This is a genomic window from Nocardiopsis sp. iso_40 (assembly GCF_056173285.1).
The window spans coordinates 4,135,156-4,150,208 of the sequence record NZ_CM149666.1 but is presented as its reverse complement, the minus strand read 5'-3'; the positions used below and the strand labels follow the sequence as shown (position 1 = coordinate 4,150,208).

Sequence of the window (15,053 nt, the reverse complement as noted above, 5' to 3'; positions counted from 1 at the left end):
AGCGCGTTGCCAGGCGCGGACCCGTGGAGTACGCGTGAACGCTTGGACCGCCGAGCACCTGGCCATGGATGCTTTCCGGGAGACGGAGAGCTCCGCCGTCCGCTGGTTGCAGGGATGGGGTGACTGGCTCGCCCATCCGATGGGCGTCCTCACCCTCCTGGGGTCCCAGGGCCTGATCATCGTCCTGCTGGCCGCCGTCTTCTGGAGCGTCCACGCGGGCCTGGGTGCCCGCCTGTTCGTCGCGGTCGTCGCCTCCGGTCTGGTCAACAACCTGCTCAAGGCGGTGTCCTACACTCCCCGGCCCTACTGGTTCGACGCGCTGGTCACCGGGCACAGCCACCACGGCAGCTTCGGGATGCCCTCCGGGCACACCCAGGCCGCGACTGTGGCCTACGGCTACCTCGCGGCGAAGTCCGGCCGCAGGGCCCTGCTGGGGGCGGCCGCAGCGGTGATCGCTCTCGTGGCCCTCTCCCGGATCTACCTGGGTGTGCACTTCCCCAGCGACGTCCTGGTCGGCCTGCTGGTCGGCGGGGCCCTCCTCTGGGCCGTCCTGCGCTGGGAGGACCGCGTGCTCGCCTGGTGGCGCTCGCTGGACACGGTGCGCTGGGTGTCCTACCTGCTGGCCCTCACCCTGGTGCCGTGTGCGGTGGCCACCGCCTGGCAGTTCGGCGTGCGCGGCGACTGGACGGTCCCGGCCGCCGAATGGATCGGAGCCACCCCCACCGACCCCGCCGGTCATACCCTGGCCGGGCTCTACACGGCCGGCGGCGCCCTCCTGGGCGGGATCCTCGGACTCACCCTGCTCCACCGCCGCGGCTGGTACAGCGCGGCGGGCTCGGCCACCGCGAGGGCCGCCCGCTTCGTCCTCGGCATCTCGGTGGTGGTGCTCATCCTGGTCCTGGACCAGGTCCTCTTCCGGGACCTGACCGGATTCCCGGCCGCGCTCGTGGCCTTCGCGGTCTACGGGATGATGGCGTTCTGGGCCTGCTACGGGGCGCCGGAGATGTTCGTGCGCTCCGGTCTGGCCGAGCGGCCGGAGGACACCCCCGAGGAGGCCCCCGCGGAGGGGACCGGGGACACCGGCCGGGCATGAATCAGGTCACACCGACTATGCGCTCGGCCGCCCGAGGGGTTAGGATCGTGCTCGTTTAGACAACAGTCAAACGCGTGCTCCGGGGTCGGTGAAAGTCCGAACCGGCGGTGACAGTCCGCGACCCGGCCGAGTCCATCGGCCGGTTGAACCGGTGGAATTCCGGTACCGACGGTTAAAGTCCGGATGGGAGGCAGTGCGCGTTGGGGCGGATCTGAGTCGTGTCGACCCTCGGTGTCGGCGCTCAGCGTCGGCCTTGTCGTGGATCCGTTCTCGACACCCCTTTTCCCCGGAGCCGTGCCAGGCGAAGGGACGTAGGGCGTGTTCACCGGAATCGTGGAAGAACTCGGCGAGGTCATCTCCGTCGAACCGGCCGGCGCCAACGGCGAGGCGGTTCTGCTCACCCTCCGCGGCCCCCTGGTCAGCTCCGACGCAAGACACGGCGACTCCATCTCGGTCAACGGCGTGTGCCTGACCGTCGTCGGCCGGGACGAGGGCACCTTCACCGCCGACGTGATGAAGGAGTCCCTGGACCGCTCCTCCCTCGGCGGCCTCGCCCCCGGCTCCCCGGTGAACCTCGAACGCGCCGCCCGCACGGACAGCCGCCTGGGCGGCCACATCGTCCAGGGCCACGTCGACGGCACCGCCACCCTCCTCTCCCGGAATCCCGGCGACAACTGGGACGTTCTACGTTTCGGCATGTCTCCGGAGCTCTCCCCCTACGTGGTGGAGAAGGGTTCCGTCACCGTGGACGGCACCAGTCTCACCGTCTCCGCGGTGAGCGCCCCCGGCGCCGAGGACGAGTACTTCGAGGTCAGCCTCATCCCGGCCACCCTGGAGGCCACCACCCTGGGCGGCCTGGCGGTCGGCGCCACCGTCAACATCGAGGTGGACGTGATCGCCAAGTACGTGGAGCGCATCACCGCGGTCGCCCGGGCCCGCCGCAGCGACAGCGCCCCGGCCCGCACCCGCGCCTAGCGCCCCGCCGACGCCACCACCCATCGAACCACCCACCACGCACCTTCAGGAGCGGGAATGACCGTCACCGACACCACCCCGGCCGCCGACCCCGAGCAGAACGAGCAGACCGTCGCCCTCGACCGCATCGAGGACGCCATCGCCGAGTTCGCCGCCGGCAAGGCCATCGTGGTCGTGGACGACGAGGACCGCGAGAACGAGGGCGACATCATCTTCGCCGCCGAGCTCGCGACCCCCGAACTGCTGGCGTTCATGATCCGCCACACCTCCGGCGTGGTGTGCGTCCCCATGGAGGGTGCGGACCTGGACCGCCTCGACCTGCCGCTGATGACCGCGCGCAACGAGGAGAGCCTGCGCACCGCCTACACCGTCACCGTCGACGCCCGCGAGGGTGTCAGCACCGGCATCTCGGCCGCCGACCGGGCGCGCACCATCCGCCTGCTCTCCTCCGCCGAGAGCCGTCCCGTCGACTTCGTGCGTCCCGGTCACATCCTGCCGCTGCGCGCCCGCCCCGGCGGTGTCCTGGCCCGCCGCGGCCACACCGAGGCCTCGGTCGACTTCGCCCGCCTGGCCGGTCTGCGCCCCGCCGGCGTGCTGGCCGAGGTGGTCAACGACGACGGCACCATGGCCCGCCTGCCCCGACTGCGCGAGTTCGCCGACGAGCACGGCCTGAAGCTGGTGTCCGTCGAACAACTGGCCGCGTACCGCGCCGCCCTCGGTCAGATCCTCACCGAGGAGGAGGCCAACCCCGCGCTGGTCACCCGCATGGTCGAGACCCGTATGCCCAACCAGCACGGGGAGTGGCGCGCGGTCGGCTTCAAGGGCACCACGGACGGCGCCGAGCACGTCGCCCTGGTCCACGGCGATCTGACCGACGGCACCGACGTCCTGGCCCGTCTGCACTCGGAGTGCCTGACCGGAGACGCGTTCGGTTCCTACCGCTGCGACTGCGGGGCCCAGCTGGAGGCGGCCATGGCCGACATCGTCAAGGAGGGGCGCGGGGTCGTCGTGTACATGGGCGGTCACGAGGGCCGGGGGATCGGCCTGTTGCACAAGCTGCGTGCCTACAGCCTGCAGGACCAGGGCGCGGACACCGTCGACGCGAACCTGCGCCTGGGCCTGCCCGCCGACGCGCGTGAGTTCGGTGCGGGCGCGCAGATCCTCACCGACCTGGGAGTGTCCTCGGTGCGGCTGCTCTCCAACAACCCGGCCAAGGCCGAGGGGCTGGAGCGCCACGGGGTCCGGGTGACCGAGCGGGTGGCGATGCCGACCTTCGTCACCGACGACAACCTCTCCTACCTGCTGACCAAGCGCGACCGGATGGGCCACGACCTGGCCGGTGTCGCCAAGTAGTCGGGCTCCGACCCGCGCCCCCCACTCAACCCGTTCCCGAGAACCCCAGAAAGGCCGGTCATGAGCGGCACAGGACGTCCGGACGAACACCAGGTCGACGCTTCGGGGCTGTCGGTGGGCATCGTCGTCACCCGGTGGAACGAGCCGATCGTGGAGCCGATGCTCGCCAACGCGCTCGACGCGGTGAAGGCCTCGGGGGCCGGCGAGCCCGTCGTGGTGAGGGTCGCCGGGGCCGTGGAGATCCCGGTGGTCGCCCAGGAGCTGGCACGCGCGCACGACGCGGTGATCGCCCTGGGCGCGGTCATCCGCGGCGGTACACCGCACTTCGACTACGTGTGCCAGTCGGTCACGCACGGGCTGACCGAGGTCGCCCTGCGTGAATCCACCCCCGTGGGTAACGGTGTACTCACGTGTGACACCCTGGAACAGGCGCGTGACCGCGCCGGCCTGCCGGGAAGCGTCGAGGACAAGGGCGCCGAGGCTGCGCTGGCCGCCCTGGACACGGCGGTGGCCCTGCGCGGGCTGCGCCGCTGACCCACCCTCCTGTCGCACGCCCGCTGGAGTAGGACGAGGAACCGGGGGCCGCGCCCGAGCGCGCGAACACGGACGGAGCAGTTGGTGCGGACGAGGGAACAACCTGTGGACGAGACGTCGGGGAAGCCGGTTCTGCCGAGGATCTGGCGGCCCCGTGCGGTACGGCTGGTCGCCTACGGCCTGGGGGCGCTGATCGTGGCGACCATGGTCGCGCTCGCCGTGACCCTGCCCGCCGACTGGCGGTTGATGGACCGGGCGCTGGTGGTCGGCCTGGGCCTGGTGGTGGCCGCGGGGCTGCACATGCTCGCCCGTCCCCGGCTGGTCGCCACCGGGCGGAAGGTGATCGTGATCAACGGGATCCGCACCCACCACCTGGCGTGGCCGGAGGTCCTGGACATCCGGATGCCGGTCGGGGAACCGTGGCCCTCGCTGGACCTGTCGGACGGTACCTCGCTGCCGGTGATGGGCATCCAGAGCACCGACGGTGAGCTGGCCCGGCGCAACCTGGCGGAGTTCCGTTCGATGCTGGACCGCGGTGAGGGCGAGGAGCCCGAACACCCGTGACCGGAAACCGGACACCGCTGGGGTGGAACCCGCCGCCCCGGACCCGGGCCGGCGCCCGGCACCGCTCCCGTTCGTAGGCGAAACCGAATCGGGCCCTCGTTTCCTGGAGGAACGGGGGCTCTTCTGTGTTGTCCTGGGCACATAGGTTGTACCGGGGACCACAGAGCCGGGGCGGCCCCGCCGTAGGGAACTCAGGAAGAGGTGCCGAGTGCGTGATATCCGAGCGACCGTGTCCGAGCTGTACGCCTCGGGGGAGACGTTCGCGGTGGCCACGGTCGTCGACACCTACAGGAGCGCCCCCCGTGACGCGGGAGCGGCCATGCTGGTGACCGCCTCCGGGGAGGTCACCGGCAGCGTGTCGGGCGGTTGCGTGGAGGGCGCCGTCTACGAGGAGGCCCTGGAGGCCATCCGCACCGGCGTCCCGGTGCGCCGTACCTACGGCGTCAGCGACGAGGAGGCCTTCAGCGTCGGACTGACCTGCGGCGGAACCCTGCACATGTTCGTCGAGCCGATCAGCCGGGACACCCACGCCCAGCTGGGCGCGGTGATCGGGGCCATCGACGAGCACCAGCCCGTGGCGGTGGCCACGATCGTCTCCGACCCCTCGGACTCGGGCCGGGTGGGTCGCCGCCGTGTGGTGTGGCCCGGCCACGCCGAGGGAGACCTGGGGCCGGGCGGCGAGCGCCTGGCGGCGGCCCTGGACGACGACGTGCGCGGCATGCTCGCCCAGGGCAGTACCGGGCTGCTGCACTACGGGGTGGACGGGCAGCGGCGCGGTGACGAGCTGGAGGTGTTCGTCCAGTCGTTCGCCCCGGCTCCCCGCATGCTGGTGTTCGGCGCCATCGACTTCGCGGCCGCGGTGGCCGACCTCGGCTCCTACCTGGGCTACCGGGTGACGGTGTGCGACGCCCGGCCGGTGTTCGCCACCGCGAAGCGGTTCCCCACCGCCGAGGAGGTGGTGGTCAAGTGGCCGCACGTCTTCCTGGACGAGATCGCCGGGGAGATCGACGAGCGCACCGCGGTCTGCGTGCTCACCCACGACCCCAAGTTCGACGTCCCCGTCCTCAAACGGGCGCTGGCCACCAGCGCCGGGTACATCGGCGCGATGGGTTCCCGGCGTACCCACCAGGACCGCCTGGAACGGCTCCGGGAGGCGGGGGTGGACGAGGCGGCCCTGGACCGGCTGCACTCGCCGATCGGCCTCGACCTGGGGGCCCGTACCCCGGAGGAGACGGCCGTGTCCATCGCCGCAGAGCTGGTGCAGAGCCGGTGGGGCGGCAGCGGTCGGGCCCTGCGCGAGACCCGGGGCAGGATCCACCGTGACACGTCCGACGGCCCCCTGATTCCGGCCGGATTCGGTCAGGGTCAAAGGTGAACCGAAACCGGGACTTCAAGAAAGCGCCAGTTCAGAGCCCTGGTCGTGGCAGCACGCCCCGATTCTTGTGTGCGGGCTGAACCAGGCGGGCCACCCGGGAGACCGGTCCGTGGCATCATCGCGTCATGGGTACTGGGGAGCCGGAGAACAGGGGAGCTGATCGTACGGGCCTGGTTGCGGGTCTGCTGTTGGCGGCCGGTTCGGGAAGCAGACTCGGCCGTCCCAAGGCCCTGGTGGAACTCGGTGGTGAACGCCTCGTCGACCGGGGCGCGCGCATCCTGGGCCAGGGCGGCTGCGCCCCGGTCATGGTCGTGCTGGGCGCCGCGGACACCACCGTGGCCGGTGCCCTCACGGTGAACAATCCCGACTGGTCCACCGGCATGGGCTCCTCGGTCCGTGCCGGGATCGACGCCATGCCCGACACGGTGGACGCCTTCCTCGTCGCCCTCGCGGACCAGCCGCTGGTCACCGCCGAAGCCGTCCGCCGCCTGGTGGAGGCCTACGAACAGGGCGCCCGCGTCGCCGTGGCCACCTACAACGGCAACCCCCGCAACCCGGTGATGCTGGGTCGCGAGCACTGGTCCACGGTCTACTCGATGGCCGAACAGGACGTGGGTGCCCGCCCCTTCCTACGCGCCTACTCCCACCTGGTCACCACGGTGGCCTGCGACGACGTCGCCAGTCCCGAGGACATCGACACCGAGGAGGACCTCGCCAGGTTGAGCGAGGTGCTCAAGAGCGTCTGAAGCCGCTCCCGGAGGCGTCGAGTGCCTCGCCCAGCACCCGGACGGCCTTGGGTCCGACCCCGTGCATCGCCTTCAGTTCGGCCTCGGTCAGTGCCGCCACCTGGTCGAGGCCGGTGATCCCCGCGTTCACGAGCGCCCGGGTGGCGGGTCCGCCGATGCCCCGGGGCAGGTCCCCGACCTCGCCGGGGGCCGCCCCCTGGGCGGCGAGCGCCCTCTCGGCCAGTGACGCGGGGGCGTGCGCCATCCAGGCACGCCGCACCCAGTGGTTGAGCTGTTGGCCGTCGATGTCGGCCAGCGGCACCCGCACCTCCGCACCCGAGGCCTGCGCCCCGGGGTGGGCGGAGAGGACCTCGGCGGCCTCCGCCTCGGGGAGGCGCAGCAGCACGCTGCCGTCCTCGTCCTTCGTCGCGAAGGCGGTCTCGTTCACGGTGAAGGCGATCACCCCGGGACGGACGGACCGCTCGGCGGTCCCCGGGTGGGACAGGGCCGTCCGCCGCAACTGGGAAAGGGTCGTCATCGTCCCACTGTGGCATCCACCGGTGACGAACCGCCGGATCCCGGTGCTCTGCCGGGCACGGGACCGGCACCCTCCCCGACCACTCAGGTCGGGTCGGCGAGGATCCCGAAGGTCCGTTCGACGCTCTCCCCGGGCCCCAGGACGAGCAGGTCGCGGCCGCTGTTCAGGGCGTCGGGCGGACAGGTCATGGGTTCGGCGGCCAGGTGGGCGCGGTGGAGTCCGCCGCCCAGGGTGTCCGAGGTGAACAGCTGGAGCCACCCGAAACCCGGTCCGCACCACAGCGACACCCGGTGCTCGGGTCCGCTGAGCCGCACCCAGGCGCATCCGTCGGCGTCCCGTTCGAGGTCGGTGAAGGCGGTGTCCAGTACCGTGCTCCCCAGCTCCCGGGCGGGCGGGCGCAGGTCGAAACCGCTCCCGGCGACCGGCAGCGGGTCGCCCGCGGGCAGAAGCCGGGCGTCGGTGGGCTGGTAGCTGCCGACGGTGGCCTCCACGGTGACCTCGCCCCGCTCGGCGAGCTCGTGCAGCGGGGCGCCCAGGGTGAGGTAGGGGTGGAAGCCCAGGCCGAACGGGGCCTCGGTGGCGCCGGTGTTGCGCGCCGCGGTGGTGACGGACAGCCCCTCGGCGCCCAGCCGGTAGGTGACGGTCAGCTCCAGTGGGAACGGATAGCCGGAGGTCCCGGGGAAGTCCAGCCGCAGGGCCACCGCCTCCTCGGACTCCTCCAGCGGAACCCACTCCAGGTCGTTGACCAGGCCGTGGATGGCCGATCCGGTGGCTTCCTCGTTGACGTCCAGCCGGTACCCGGTGCCCTGGAAGGTGTAGCGGCCCGAGCCAACCCGGTTGGGCCAGGGGGCCAGCAGCTGGCCCTGGAAGGCCAGGGGCCCCTCCCCGCGGGTGTAGGGCCAGACCAGGTCGCGTTCACGCCAGGTCAGCTCCTGTAGTCCGGCCCCGATCCGGTCGATGCGCGCCCGGTACTCCCCGGCGCGCAGTTCGAACACGTCGCCCACCTGTCACTCCTCCGCTCGTCGCTGGACCGGGTGATCTTAGCGTGCCCGCGCCCTGTGGGGGCCGATCAGCCGAGCAGGCCGTCCAACGGGATGAGCACACCGGAGCCCAGGGCCAGCAGCCCCGTCGAGAACACCACCACGAGCATCAGCAGTGAGCCCGCGACCGCCAGACGGAAGGCGCCCAGGCGGCGCCGCGCCTTGACCGTGGACCTGGCAGCGGTGCGGCCCAGCACCAGGAGCAGGACCGCCAGCAGCACCGGGAACCACCAGAGCGCACCGATCCCGCCGGGCAGCAGCCCGGTCAGCGCGGCGGCCCCGTCGGCCACCGGGTTGTCGCTGAACTCCAGGAGCCCGGTGTAGGCGTCGGTGACGAACTCGCTCTCGGGGAAGAAGCCGGCTTCGGGCCGCAGTGCCCGGCCCAGACCGTCGACCAGCCCCAGCAGGGCGGCCGGGTAGGCGAAGCGGCGGCACCTGCCCGCCCTCATCGCGCGCTGGATCTGGCCCATGGTCTTCTCGACCCGGCGGGCGGCCCGGTCCTGCCGACGCCGTTCCCCGGCGGCGACGGGCTCCTGCGGCCGGGCGGGGTCCCCCGGCCCCGCCGGGTCGTCGGGCCGTGTGGCCGCGGTCCCCGTCCGCCGCTGTCCGGCGGTGGCGACCTTCTCCCGGGCGCTTCCCCAGCGTTCCCGGGCCGAACCGGCGAGGGAGGCCCAACGGTCCTGTCGGCGTGCCCTGCCGTCGGCGCGCTCGCGTTCGGCGATCGTGCCGCCGATCCGGGCGGCCTCGGGCAGCAGTAGGAGCGCGGTGAGCATCGCGCCCCGGCTGGCCAGCTGGTCGCCGCCGTCGCGCAGGGCGGTCTTGCGCTGCTCCAGCCACCACGGCGCGTTCGGGGCGGCGCTGCGCTGGGTGGGGTGCCAGGACTGGCGGCGCAGCATCGACCGGTGCCGGGAGGCGGTCTCGGGGACCAGTACCAGCTCCACGGCCCGTGCCCAGGTGGAGTCGAGTTCGTGGGCCGCGGGGCGCCGGGGTGCGTCCGGGCCCGAACCCGCGACGCGCTCCAGGGTCTCGTGCACCCGTGCCATCAGGAGCGGGACCTCGTGCTGGACCCGTTCCAGCAGTGCGCACCGCCCCGAACCGCCGGAGCGGCAGCCGGGGTGCGGACACCAGTGCTGGGAGCCCAGACCCACCACACCGGACTCCACCGCCTCGCGCACCACCGCGTGGCGGCTGGCCTCGCCGGTGGCCAGGGCCAGCAGGCCGTCGGCACTGATCTCGTGGCCGCGGAAGCGCGGTGGCATGCCCGGTACGTAGCGGGCGGCCAGGGCGCTGATCGCGACGTGTGCGAGGTCGGGCCGGGCGTCCAGACCGGTGAGGTAGGCCCGGTCGAAGGTGTAGTCGTTGACCTCGCGGTCCAGCCAGGTCCGCAGCTCGGGCCAGTGGCTGCGCAGCCACATCGCGCCGGTGTCGGAACGGTCGATCAGGTCGAAGGCGAGGCTGGGCGGGTCCTCGTGGAGGGCCCCGGCGAAGTTGATGGGACGCATCCGGTGCGCGGTACGGATCTGCGGGCGTTCCCCGGCCAGCCAGGCGGCGACCTCCTCGTGGCCCCATCGGGCGGAGGGCGCGAGGGCGAGCAGCCCGCGGGCGAGCAGGCGCCAGCGCTCGTCGGTGATCGCCGAGATGTCCACCTCGGTGTTGCGGGCGGTCAGCCAGTTCCCGCCGCGTTCGGGTCGGCGGCCGGTGACGAGCTCGTGCACCGTCACGCCCAGGGACCACCAGGCGGCCGGAGCCTCGCGGCGGCCCTCGATCACCTCGGGGGCGGCGTAGTCCTCGGTGACGGCCTGGCCGCCGTAGACCCGGCTCATGGTGGCGCGCACGGCACCGCCGAAGTCGGTGAGGGCGACCACCGGCGGGTCCAGGGAGCGGACCAGGAGGTTCTCGGGTTTGACGTCGGTGTGGTTGTGCTGGAGTTCGCCCTGCCAGTGGTGCAGGCAGTCGGCGACGGCGCGGACCACGGCCTCGGCCCGCGCGTCGTCCAGGGGCGCCTGGTTGATGACCTCGCGCAGGGTGCCCAGGGAGAAGTACTCCTGGGCCTCCCAGGCCAGGTCCTCGCCCCAGGAACTGGTCGCGGTCCCGTACCCGTGGATCGCCGGGGTGTACGGGGAGGCGGTACCCCGCGCGCGCAGGCGGTCCAGGAGTTCGCGGTTGATGTCGTGGCCGGGACGGTACACCTTCAGCGCGAGTCTGCGCCCGGGGGAGTCGGTGGGTTCTGCGAGGTAGACGACGGCCTCGCCGCCCGCACCGACGTGGTCCAGGACCCGGTACCGGCGGCGGAGTTCGGCGGGGACCGCGTAGTCGAGGTCGCCCGCGGGGCCCACGACCACACGTGAGACCAGGCGGGCCATCCAGTCCAGGAGGGGGCCGAACAGGACCCGCCACCAGGGGGTGCGGGACCCGGGCGCGCCGTGTCCGACGGCGGGCCGTGGCGCTGGGCGGCCTCCGCCCAGCGGTGTGGTGGGCGGGGCGGGCGGACGGGCCCGGGTTCCGTCGGCGGTGTCCCCGGGGAGGACGGTGGTGCGGTCGGCCCCGGGCCCGGGCCCCGGGGGGACGACGCGGGTGGGCGCTCCCTCGGGTTGCGCGCCGGGCTGCGGTTCCGGTGGGGAGGCCCCCGGCCGGAGCACGCGGGTGACCCAGCGCGTGGCGCCCGCCGCCGGGTTGGCCCGGGCGGCGGGTCGGGCGGGGTCGATCCGTTGGGTCGGTGCGTTCTCGTCACCGGGGTCGGGCGTGACCATCGGGTCCGGGGCCATCCTTCGGATAGGCGGTCGTTTGCGGACGTCCGGGGGGCCTGGGGGAAGGGGCGGACCCTTACAGATTAGGTCGTGCGCGTGCCGGATCGGAGTGGTGGAGCCACCCCTGTCCCGGGGCGTCGCCCGATTCCCCTGGCAGCCCCTTCAACCGCGTTGGACTCCTCCGGTGCCGCTCTGGTTCCGGTTTCCGTCACCCGGTGTCACCGGCTTCCGCCCGGTGGCGTCGGCGGGGCCGTTGCCCTTCCGGGGCGTCTCAGTGCCGGCCGCGCGGAGCGCTTCCGAGTTCGGCGCAGGACTCCTGGTACATGCGGACGACCTCGGCGCGGATCTGGGCGCGTTCGGTGAGCGGTTCGGCCCAGGGGATGCGCACATGGTGTTCGGTGCCCCCGACGGTGACCGCGTAGTCGCCGCCCTCGCCGTCCAGGCCGGTCATCCGGGCGGCGGTGGCCTCGGGCCGACCGCCCAGCGCGCGGCAGATGAGCAGGGTGTCCTCGGGGTGGTCACCGTTCATGTGGGCGGTGACGGCGGTGACGACCTCGGGGGAGAAGGGAGTGGACGGCACGGTGGAGCTCTCCTGCGGTTCTCGGCACACGGGGCTGCGACACGCGCGTGCGGGGACGCACGGTTCGGGAACGTGAAGCGGGGGAGGGCCGTGTGGACCCTCCCCCGCTGACGATATCCGAGGCCTCACAGATTTCATGACGGGGTGTCGTCAAAAATCGGGGCAGTGGCCGTTCCCCCGGGCGGCCACGCTCGGACACCGTCTCCCTCCGAGGTCCTCCCCAGGTCCTCGGAGGTGTCCCGGCCGGGCGGTGGTGGCGCCGCGCCGGGACGACGCGCTGCCTAGTCCTGTCGGGTGAACTCGGCGTCGATCTCGATGTTGATCCTGTCGCCGACGACCACGCCGCCGCCGTCCATCGGCATCTCGATGTCGACGCCGAACTCCTTGCGGCTGATGGTGGTGGTGGCGGAGAACCCCGCGCGGTCCAGGCCGTAGGGGTCCACGGTGGAGCCGTTGAACTCCAGGGCCAGTTCCACCGGGCGGGTGTTCTTCTTGATGGTCAGGTCCCCCTTGAGGACGAAGTCCTCGCCCTTGGCCTCCAGGCCGGTGGAGCGGAAGGTGAACTCCGGGTGGCTGTCGGTCTCGAAGAAGTCCGCCGACCGGATGTGGTTGTCCCGGTCACCGTTGTCGGTGTTGATCGAACCGGCGTCGATGGTGGCTTCGACGGAGGCCTTGGTGGGGTCCTCGGGCACGATCAGCGTGGCGTCGAACTTCTCGAAGCGGCCGCGGACCTTGCTCACCATCATGTGGCGGACGGAGAAGCCGACCACGCTGTGGGCGGCGTCGATCTTCCAGGTGCCGGGCTTGAGTTCCTGAACGGCCATGGTGTCTCTCCCTGTGTGTGGACGGCCCGGGCTGCGGGCCAACTCTCTGCCTGAGAACAAAGTGCCTTAGAAGTATCTTCCTGGGAAGGAGTTTAGGTCCTCGAGTTCCGGGGCGCAAGACCCCCTCGTTAGAATCGGGTCATGGAGAAGGCCTGGCTCGAGCCCGACGAACAGGACGTCTGGCGTGGGTTCCTGCGCATGAACGCCTGGATCTACGACGAACTCGAACGCGACCTGCGCACCCGTGACGGTTTCTCGCTCATCGAGTACGGCATCCTGGCCCACCTCTCCGAGGCGCCGCGGCAGCGCATGCGCATGCGGGTCCTCGCCGAGACCGTCATCGTTTCCAGAAGCCGCCTGTCCCATCAGATCGCCCGGCTCGAACGCGAGGGCCACGTGCGGCGGGAGCACTGCGAGGACGACCGGCGCGGACTGTGGGCGGTCCTCACCGAGCGGGGTGCGACAGCCCTCGACCGGGCGGCGCCGGGTCACGCGGCCCGGGTGCGGTCCCTCATGTTCGACCGGCTCTCCGACAGCCAGGTCGACCAGCTCAGGGGGATCGTCGACACCCTCGGCGGCGGACACCCTGAGCAGGGCGGGGGACCCGAGTAGCCCGGGCGGGGCGATGACCGTGCGCCTCCGCGGGGCAGGATCGGGCACACCGCCCTGTCCGAGGAGCGGTCGCACGGCGGACGCCCGCCCCGGGTAGGCTCGGACCCCGTGAGCAGACCATCGATCACCGGCGCCCAGAACTTCCGCGACGACGACGGCAGCGCCGACCCGGAAGTCGAGGCCCGCCTGCGCGACCACGCGGCGGGCAGGATCGGCGACCGCCAGGTCCTGACCGCCCTGAGCGGATCCCGCGTGCTCGTGCCGGTGGTCGCCGTGGCCACCGAGACCGAGGAGGGCGCGGGCGGGCTCACCAAGGACAAGAACAGCGAGGTGGCCATCCCCGTCATGACCGGCAAGGACGGTCGGCGGGGTGTGCTGGCCTTCACCTCCGTGGACGCCGTCCGGCGCTGGCGCGCGGACGCCCGCCCGGTGCCCTTCACCACCCAGGACGCCTGCCGGGCCACCCTGGAGGAGAACGCCGACGCCCTGGTCCTCGACGTGTCCGGGCCGGTCCCGTACACCGTTCAGGGACGCTTCCTCACCCTGCTCGCCGAAGAGGGCGCCGTGCCCGAGCCCAAGGACGACCCGCAGGTCCTGGCGCTCATCTACCGGGTGACCCACGCCGAGTTCGGGATCGAACGCGTACGCATCCACCCCTCCGAGCGCGGGGAGATCGGCATCCGCCTGGAACTGGACGAACGGGACGACGAGTCGCTGCGCCGCGTCGCCGAACGACTGGGCACCGAACTCCAGCACGTCCTGCCCGGAGGGGTCGAACTCAGCGCCGTGGTGCGCGCCCGACGCGACGGGGAGTGATCCCCCGTCGGCCCCGGCCCGCCGGGAGGGGGTCGCGGGGGCGGGCGCCGGAGCAAGGGCGCGGGGCCCGGCCCGCAGGGTTGTCCACAGGCCGCCGCGAGCACTGTCGCGGAGCGACCCCAACGGGTAACTTCCGAACATGCCCACTCCCTTGGCCTTCACGCTGTCCCCGCTGTTGTGGGCGGTCCTGGCGGCCGCCGTCCTCGGTGCGCTCGGCATCGCGGTCGGCCGTACCTCCGGTCGCCTCGTCCACCTCTTCGGTCCGGCCCGCCCGCCCGGGCCCGCGAGCACGGTGGAACCGGGGCCGCCCGGTTCCGGGCCGCCCGAGACCGGGCCGGACGCCCCGTCCGTCGCGCGGGACCGGGTTCCGACAGGCGGCGATCCCCCGGAGCAGACCCTCCCGGGCCAGGCGCCACGTCGGGCCCGTCCCGCTCAGGAGAGTGCCACAGGCGTGCACGCGGACCGGGAAGGCGCGCCTGACGCCCCGCCAGCCGTCCCCCCGCCCCTCCCCTCCGACACCGCCTTCCCCCCTGATGCGGAGGAGGACGAGGAGGGGCCGCCGCCGCCCTGCTGCCCGCACTGCCGAGCCGAACTCCCCTTCGTCCGCGGACTCCCGCTCGTCGCGGCCCGCCCCTTCCGCCAGCGCGGCGCCTGCCCCCACTGTGAACGGCGCGTTCGTCCGCACACGGCGGTCGTCCTCACCACCGCCCTGCTCTTCGCGCTGGTCGGAGCCCTCACTCCGTGGCACCTCTGGACCTGGTCGCCCTTCGGCCTGCTGGCGGTGCTCTGGCTCGTCGCGCTCGGAGTCCCCCTGGCCGTCATCGACCTGCGGGTCATGCGCCTGCCCGACGCCCTCGTGGCCCCCTCCTACCCCGCCGCGGCCCTTCTCCTGGCCGCTGCGGTACTCCTTCCGCCCGCGGGCCCCGACACCGAACGCGGCGCCCAGGCCCTCGTCGGCATGGCCCTCATCACGGTCCTGTACTGGCTGATGTGGCGGATCAGACCGGGCGGGCTCGGTTTCGGCGACGTCAAACTGTCCGGGCTCACCGGTCTCTACGCGGGCTGGGCCGCCGGACCGGTGGGCGCGCTGGTCGCCGCCTTCTGGGCCTTCACCGCCTTCTCCCTGCTCGGCCTGGCCCTGCTGGCCCTGCGCCGGATCACCCGGGCCGAACCCCTGCCGCTGGGCCCGTTCATGCTCTGCGCCGCACTCACCACCGTTCTGGCAGGGCAACCGCTTCTTCCGAACACGTCCTAACCGTGATCCCGGTGGCGACCCC

General features: G+C 72.6%; 15 protein-coding genes and 1 riboswitch. Of the genes, 10 read left to right on the top strand and 5 right to left on the bottom strand.

Features of this window, described 5'->3' with window-relative positions; all coding sequences use genetic code 11:
* The first annotated feature begins 64 nt into the window (after positions 1-64).
* The 7 genes from AC0VYD_RS18070 (at position 65) to AC0VYD_RS18040 (ending at position 6,640) form a co-directional block, all read left to right on the top strand.
* Positions 65-1,093: a phosphatase PAP2 family protein gene (locus AC0VYD_RS18070; RefSeq protein ID WP_475480300.1), complete on the top strand. Its 1,029-nt coding sequence runs from the start codon at positions 65-67 to the stop codon at positions 1,091-1,093.
* A 70-nt stretch (positions 1,094-1,163) separates the two neighbouring features.
* A riboswitch (FMN riboswitch) is annotated at positions 1,164-1,294 on the top strand.
* Positions 1,295-1,411: 117 nt separating this feature from the next.
* Positions 1,412-2,068 carry a riboflavin synthase gene (locus tag AC0VYD_RS18065; protein WP_475476678.1) on the top strand — a complete coding sequence of 219 codons (657 nt, stop codon included), beginning with the start codon at positions 1,412-1,414 and terminating at the stop codon, positions 2,066-2,068.
* Positions 2,069-2,125: 57 nt separating this feature from the next.
* Entirely contained in the window at positions 2,126-3,421 is a 1,296-nt protein-coding gene (locus tag AC0VYD_RS18060; RefSeq protein ID WP_475476677.1) for a bifunctional 3,4-dihydroxy-2-butanone-4-phosphate synthase/GTP cyclohydrolase II, read from the top strand.
* Between the two features lie 60 nt (positions 3,422-3,481).
* Positions 3,482-3,955, top strand: a complete 474-nt coding sequence (gene ribH / locus AC0VYD_RS18055; RefSeq protein ID WP_475476676.1) for a 6,7-dimethyl-8-ribityllumazine synthase — start codon at positions 3,482-3,484, stop codon at positions 3,953-3,955.
* Between the two features lie 105 nt (positions 3,956-4,060).
* Positions 4,061-4,519 (top strand): PH domain-containing protein, encoded by a 459-nt coding sequence (locus AC0VYD_RS18050; protein ID WP_475476675.1) that lies wholly within the window; start codon positions 4,061-4,063, stop codon positions 4,517-4,519.
* Positions 4,520-4,727: 208 nt separating this feature from the next.
* Entirely contained in the window at positions 4,728-5,894 is a 1,167-nt protein-coding gene (locus AC0VYD_RS18045) for an XdhC family protein (protein ID WP_475476674.1), read from the top strand.
* 125 nt (positions 5,895-6,019) lie between these two features.
* A complete protein-coding gene (locus tag AC0VYD_RS18040) occupies positions 6,020-6,640 on the top strand; it encodes a nucleotidyltransferase family protein (RefSeq protein ID WP_475476673.1) in 621 nt (206 codons plus the stop codon).
* Here the strand turns inward: AC0VYD_RS18040 and AC0VYD_RS18035 are convergent.
* From AC0VYD_RS18035 to AC0VYD_RS18015, 5 genes are all read right to left on the bottom strand, one after another.
* Positions 6,627-7,157, bottom strand: a complete 531-nt coding sequence (locus tag AC0VYD_RS18035; RefSeq protein ID WP_475476672.1) for a hypothetical protein — start codon at positions 7,155-7,157, stop codon at positions 6,627-6,629. The two genes, AC0VYD_RS18040 and AC0VYD_RS18035, sit on opposite strands and share 14 nt — an antisense overlap.
* An 83-nt stretch (positions 7,158-7,240) precedes the next feature.
* A complete protein-coding gene (locus AC0VYD_RS18030; protein ID WP_475476671.1) occupies positions 7,241-8,161 on the bottom strand; it encodes an aldose 1-epimerase family protein in 921 nt (306 codons plus the stop codon).
* 65 nt (positions 8,162-8,226) lie between these two features.
* Positions 8,227-10,947 carry a protein kinase domain-containing protein gene (locus AC0VYD_RS18025; protein ID WP_475476670.1) on the bottom strand — a complete coding sequence of 907 codons (2,721 nt, stop codon included), beginning with the start codon at positions 10,945-10,947 and terminating at the stop codon, positions 8,227-8,229.
* Between the two features lie 268 nt (positions 10,948-11,215).
* Positions 11,216-11,524: a DUF2470 domain-containing protein gene (locus tag AC0VYD_RS18020; RefSeq protein ID WP_475476669.1), complete on the bottom strand. Its 309-nt coding sequence runs from the start codon at positions 11,522-11,524 to the stop codon at positions 11,216-11,218.
* Between the two features lie 281 nt (positions 11,525-11,805).
* Positions 11,806-12,348, bottom strand: a complete 543-nt coding sequence (locus AC0VYD_RS18015) for a YceI family protein (RefSeq protein WP_475476668.1) — start codon at positions 12,346-12,348, stop codon at positions 11,806-11,808.
* Between the two features lie 141 nt (positions 12,349-12,489).
* Between AC0VYD_RS18015 and AC0VYD_RS18010 the strand changes: the two genes are divergently transcribed.
* From AC0VYD_RS18010 to AC0VYD_RS18000, 3 genes are all read left to right on the top strand, one after another.
* Positions 12,490-12,960: a MarR family winged helix-turn-helix transcriptional regulator gene (locus AC0VYD_RS18010; RefSeq protein ID WP_475476667.1), complete on the top strand. Its 471-nt coding sequence runs from the start codon at positions 12,490-12,492 to the stop codon at positions 12,958-12,960.
* Between the two features lie 108 nt (positions 12,961-13,068).
* Complete coding sequence (locus AC0VYD_RS18005) at positions 13,069-13,776, top strand: SseB family protein (protein ID WP_475476666.1); 708 nt, start codon at positions 13,069-13,071, stop codon at positions 13,774-13,776.
* A 139-nt stretch (positions 13,777-13,915) separates the two neighbouring features.
* A complete protein-coding gene (locus tag AC0VYD_RS18000) occupies positions 13,916-15,031 on the top strand; it encodes a prepilin peptidase (protein ID WP_475476665.1) in 1,116 nt (371 codons plus the stop codon).
* The last annotated feature ends 22 nt before the right edge of the window (positions 15,032-15,053 follow it).